Genomic DNA, 4,919 nt, shown 5'->3' on the forward strand with positions numbered 1-4,919 from the left:
CGTCGTCTAATAGTAAGCATGAAAAACAATATTTTAACCCTGAAACAACCCACCAAGAAGTTAAGGAGAATATTGATACTAAGAAAAAGGAGAGAGAACCTGCTAGCGCCGAAAAATCTCGAGAGCTAAACGAAGCTCGCCACGAGGCGCTCAATGAGGCTAGAGAAATTGCCCAAGAACGTAAAGAAAACAAAATAAAAACCAATGAAGTCAGTCCAGAGAAGAAACGCCGCGGCCCTACCTCTAAACAAGAGCGCAAAGCCGCCTTCGACAAGACTATGACCGAGATTCAATCCGAAATGTCACCTGCCAGCAGAACTTTCAGTAAAGTTATTCATAACCCCGCCGTCGAAAAGAGCAGCGAAGTGATTGGTAATACTGTAGCACGTCCTAATGCCATATTGTCAGGGTCAGCTGCAGCTTTTATCCTTACAGCTGGTATATATTTAGTCGCTAAGCACTTCGGATATTCGCTATCTGGCACAGAGACCATTGCCACCTTCGTCTTAGGGTGGGTTATCGGCTTGATTTACGATTACATTCGCGTCCTAATATTCGGTAAATCCAAGTAACTTTTGCCAACTAACGTAATTTTATCGAAACTTCACCGCTATTGTCGCTGTCGCGCATATTTAAAGTATTACTAGCAGGCTGTTGTGGTGTCGAAATCGAACCATTATCTGCAATTGGCTCTGTCGGCAAATTGACACTCTGCGTAGCAGAATTAGCATTAGGAGACTCACCAACTTGCGGCGGTACAGTAACTGCTGGCGGTACTGCACCAAGCTGTGACTGTGTCAAATTTATTGGATTATTAGACGGCTGCTGCGGAAGCTGTTGTAGCTGCGACTGAGCTGGCAAGGTACTGCTAGAAGCACGAGAATAAGCGTCAGTATAATTTTGAGATTGAGCGGGTCCAGCGGCCGCCACATTGCCAGTCGAAGACATCGGCGGTTTAGCATTAGCTGGTAGCGGCGAAGATACTGGACGCGGCGTAGTGCTATTTCTACCGGTTACTTGCTTGCGTTTCGCTAACCATTCATCCAAAAAAGATGAACTACTACTCGGTGCTATTTTATTAGGGGCGTTAGCAGCGGCTCCAGCCGTATTTTTCAACTGTTTATTATTTCCAGAAGATTGATTCATGCTAGTACGTGCCGCTATCTCACGCTCAACTTGAGCCCGCGGATGTCCGTATTTTGCAGCCGACAGTCTGCGCAAAGCATCGCCCAACTGAGCATTTTGGTGGCCCATCGGGGGAATCCATGCCATACTAAACGGCGCAGACGGCACACCTTCAATCTGGGCGACACAGACAGATTCAAAGTTTGGCAATTTCGTCAAATCTTCCGCATCAAACACTGGTGTATAACGCTTAACCATAATCTCTGCGTCGGTTATACCAATCCGGCCGGTGATAGTTGTACCAACGTTACCGAGAATAGCCTCGCGCAGTTCTTCCTTCAGCTGCGTCATGAACTGATTAGCTAATACTAAGCTCAATCGATATTTGCGAGCCTCGCTCAAAATAGTCTCGAAGCTATCAGTCGCAAAGTTCTGAAACTCATCAACATACAGCGTAAAATCTTTGCGCTCGTCCTCTGGAATCTTGGCCCGCGCCATCGCTGCAGCCTGAAACTTCATCACAAAGACAATACCAAGCAATTTAGAGTTAAGATCGCCTAATTTACCTTTCGATAAGTTCACCAGCAAAATCTTGTTATTATTCATAATGTCTTGAAAGTCAAAGCCGCTTTTTGTCTGGCCAATAATATTACGCATAGCATCATTGCTAATAAACGGGCCAAATTTAGCAATAACCCAGCTGATGACCTCGCCTGCCTCGCTTGATCGCTGCGATGCCGGAAACTCCTTTGTCCAAAAATCTAACACCTGCTGGTCGGTAACGTATTTCAGCTTGTTATTTCTGAAACTATCATCAACCAAGAGCTTCGGTATGTCGACAAAAGTACCACCCGCCGGATCGCTCATTAATAACAGCGCGCAGTTACGGAATATATGCTCCAACCGCGGACCAACGATACCAGTATGTCCTGGGTCATACAAACCATAAAGCATACCGATAGCCTCTTGTACCAAAAAGTCTTTTTGGTCTGGGTGGTCAAACTCAAACATATTTAGACCAATCGGATTGTCCATATCGCTTGGGTTGAAATAAATAATGTCTTCAACGCGCTCCTTTGGCACCTTTTCTAGCAAATGCTCCGCAAGGTCCCCGTGCGGATCAACCAGGGCAAAACCCCGCCCATCCAGCATATCTTGGTAGGCTAGATTTTCCTGCAAAACTGATTTACCAACACCCGTCTGTCCAATAATATGTATATGGCGCCGGCGGTCTTTATCGCTGAGCCTAATCGGCTTCTTAACACCGCGAAATTCGTTGTATCCTAACAGCAAACCAGTCTCCATCACCTGCGTCGGTCCATCGACTTGCTTACTCATCTGGCGCTTGACTTGCGAGCTTGGAATACTATTCTGATCCGGCAAATGAAAAATCGTCGCCAGCTCTACGCTATTTAATATATTCTTATTAACCTGCTGCGGGAAGAAACGAAAAATATAAGACGAAGTTAGTTCTTCGATGTTTTTTGCTAACGTGAATTTAAATCCGTTAAACGTCGGCGAGTCAAATAATGCAAATGCTGCGACAATATTTTTCAATATTACCTGAGAACGGGCTGCTGTATTAGACGAGACAACAGCCCGTATCAGTACCTCGTACCCTGGATAACGGGTTTTTTCTTGAATAGCATCAACAGTCGCCTGTTCAACAGAGTTAAGCGGCTTTTTATCCTCTGGCTTTTTGTCGTCGCTCTCTGGCGGCTTCCATAGAGACTCCATAATTTCGCTCGGCGAGAAGAACACCGAAAGTCCAGTCTTTTTTTTATCTTTGTCTTCTATGATTTTTTCAGAGACAGAAACTGCCGACTTGGCCCATCGCTCATTAGCTGGACGAATTAATATTTGGATACCTATACCATCTTCGCGAGTTGCTGCTGATAAAGCATTCAGCAATGCGCGCGATGCATCACGTTTAGATTCCATGTATGTTGCAATAGGATAAGCAAAGTTCTTCCTCAAAGTAAACTCGCCACCAATCGTACCGCTCATCTTACCGACCTTGCTAAAAACAGTATGCTCCGATACCTCTTCTAGCCGAGCCGATGGGTAGGCCGCTGCAATTGCCTGGCGAACTACCTCGGTGAGCACTGTAGGTACAACAGCATAATAGAACACCAAGCCATCGCGAGCCACTATTTCAAACGACAAATGTCTCTGCCCATAAATCTTACTCTTAAAACCTTTAGTGGCAGTACTGGATATAATATTGTACATAACCTGAGCTTGCGACAACACTTCTTCCGTCAAATCTCGTTTATCACGCCCGTCGCTAACAATATCATCGCTAGCTGGCGGCAGATGAATTAATATCGGCACCATCTTAAGCCCGCGCTCATAGTTCTTCGCCTCACGAAGAGTATTACGATAGACCATAAACACGACAAAAGACCCTAGCCCGATCACCAAAGCTATTGCAAACAATGTTACAAGAGTGCCTATCCCGCCGCCAGACACTACCTAATCCTCTACTTTCCCTATTTCGCGCCCGTAGCGTTTCCTTATATATTCTATCTGAAGTTTGCCGATCTCAACCTCGCGACGATACGGGTCGTCTTTGGTCTCTGCGATAATCTTCTTAGCTTTATCAACCCACTCCTTTTCAATAAGGTCATCATCATTGGCTATCAGCGCTGCGGCGTCATCAGATGTCGCAGACTGAGCAGCGCCAGGATCCACGGTTGGCTGAACTATAGGAATTGGCTGAGGTAGCACAATTTGAGGAACCGCATTAGCAACAGCCTCTGCAGAAGCAGCATTCATCACTTCTCTAGAAGTATTTTGCTTCTCAAGATTACCGCCATCTATGCCAAAAGTAGGTGTCTCGTAACTATTCTGCGGCAGCACCTCTCTCTGCACAGGAACTTGTTCTCTTATACCCGGTTCCATATTAAGTAAATTATACCATATGCGTTTACAATTTTTCTAGGCCTCAGTCCTCACTTCACACGCTTCTGATGCCTAACATACAAAAGAGCCAACAATACAAAGAGCGTAATTAATACATATGTACCTGCTTGAATTTGTCCTATTGATTGCACAGCAACAATCACAGTCGGCGCCAACGCTAACACTGCACCATACATTAAGGTATACATGTCATCAGCACTCCGCTTAGACGGCTCAGATTTATGCTTACTCACAATCTTGTTTATAAATAGAAGCAAGAGAGTCAATGTGCAAGTAAGAAATATATATATTAATACAAACACAACAACTACAATAGCTGGACCAACTTTGGACGGCGCGGTCGTCTGCGTTATTGCTAGCAACACCACTAACGACAAAAACATCAAAAATGCAATTAAGCGTTTATACATGATTTAAATAATAACACCTAGGAGGCAAAAGCAGCGTCGCAATATAACGAAGCACCTTTGTAAACAACTATTAGGGTCGCTGCAACAACTGCTTTTTGCCCGATTGACCGCTCGCACTTAGCGAGCAAAAGACTTGCGATCGCGCAGACCTACATCACACACCTGATGGTCACTGACATCGCAATCTCAAGGATTAATCAGGTGTGTAATGCGCGCACATATCGCGCGCTCAACGCCTTTTTTAATAGGCGGAGCTTAGGTGGAACCATAGTATTAGTTATATATTTGGCGCCACCTAGTTTCCGTCGATTATTATCGTGGAGGCTTATTTGGTTGGTATTGTTTTGCTTTTTTGTTTTTCTAAAAGCTTACTCACACTATAGCAAATCAATGATAAAAAGTCAACGTCTATCGTAATATAAATATTGTTATTTATACTACAGCTCACTATTTTACTAT

General features: G+C 44.5%; 4 protein-coding genes. 1 reads left to right on the forward strand and 3 read right to left on the reverse strand.

Annotation, left to right across the window (positions count from 1 at the left end):
- Positions 1–572: hypothetical protein (locus G1ANC_RS04090; RefSeq protein WP_164998015.1), on the forward strand; the 572-nt coding region annotated here is incomplete at its 5' end.
- Between the two features lie 10 nt (positions 573–582).
- Here the strand turns inward: G1ANC_RS04090 and G1ANC_RS03670 are convergent.
- From G1ANC_RS03670 to G1ANC_RS04155, 3 genes are all read right to left on the reverse strand, one after another.
- Positions 583–3,516, reverse strand: a complete 2,934-nt coding sequence (locus G1ANC_RS03670; protein WP_129693651.1) for a TraM recognition domain-containing protein — start codon at positions 3,514–3,516, stop codon at positions 583–585.
- Positions 3,517–3,600: 84 nt separating this feature from the next.
- Positions 3,601–4,029, reverse strand: a complete 429-nt coding sequence (locus G1ANC_RS03675; RefSeq protein WP_129693652.1) for a hypothetical protein — start codon at positions 4,027–4,029, stop codon at positions 3,601–3,603.
- Positions 4,030–4,079: 50 nt separating this feature from the next.
- Positions 4,080–4,460: a hypothetical protein gene (locus G1ANC_RS04155; protein ID WP_129693653.1), complete on the reverse strand. Its 381-nt coding sequence runs from the start codon at positions 4,458–4,460 to the stop codon at positions 4,080–4,082.
- Between the last annotated feature and the right edge of the window lie 459 nt (positions 4,461–4,919).

Source organism: Candidatus Nanosynsacchari sp. TM7_ANC_38.39_G1_1 (genome assembly GCF_004138385.1).

Coding starts and splice junctions, on each gene's coding strand:
- G1ANC_RS03670 (WP_129693651.1), bottom strand. CDS start 3,516: ATGGTCTATCGTAATACTCTTCGTGAGGCGAAGAACTATGAGCGCGGG.
- G1ANC_RS03675 (WP_129693652.1), bottom strand. CDS start 4,029: ATGGAACCGGGTATAAGAGAACAAGTTCCTGTGCAGAGAGAGGTGCTG.
- G1ANC_RS04155 (WP_129693653.1), bottom strand. CDS start 4,460: ATGTATAAACGCTTAATTGCATTTTTGATGTTTTTGTCGTTAGTGGTG.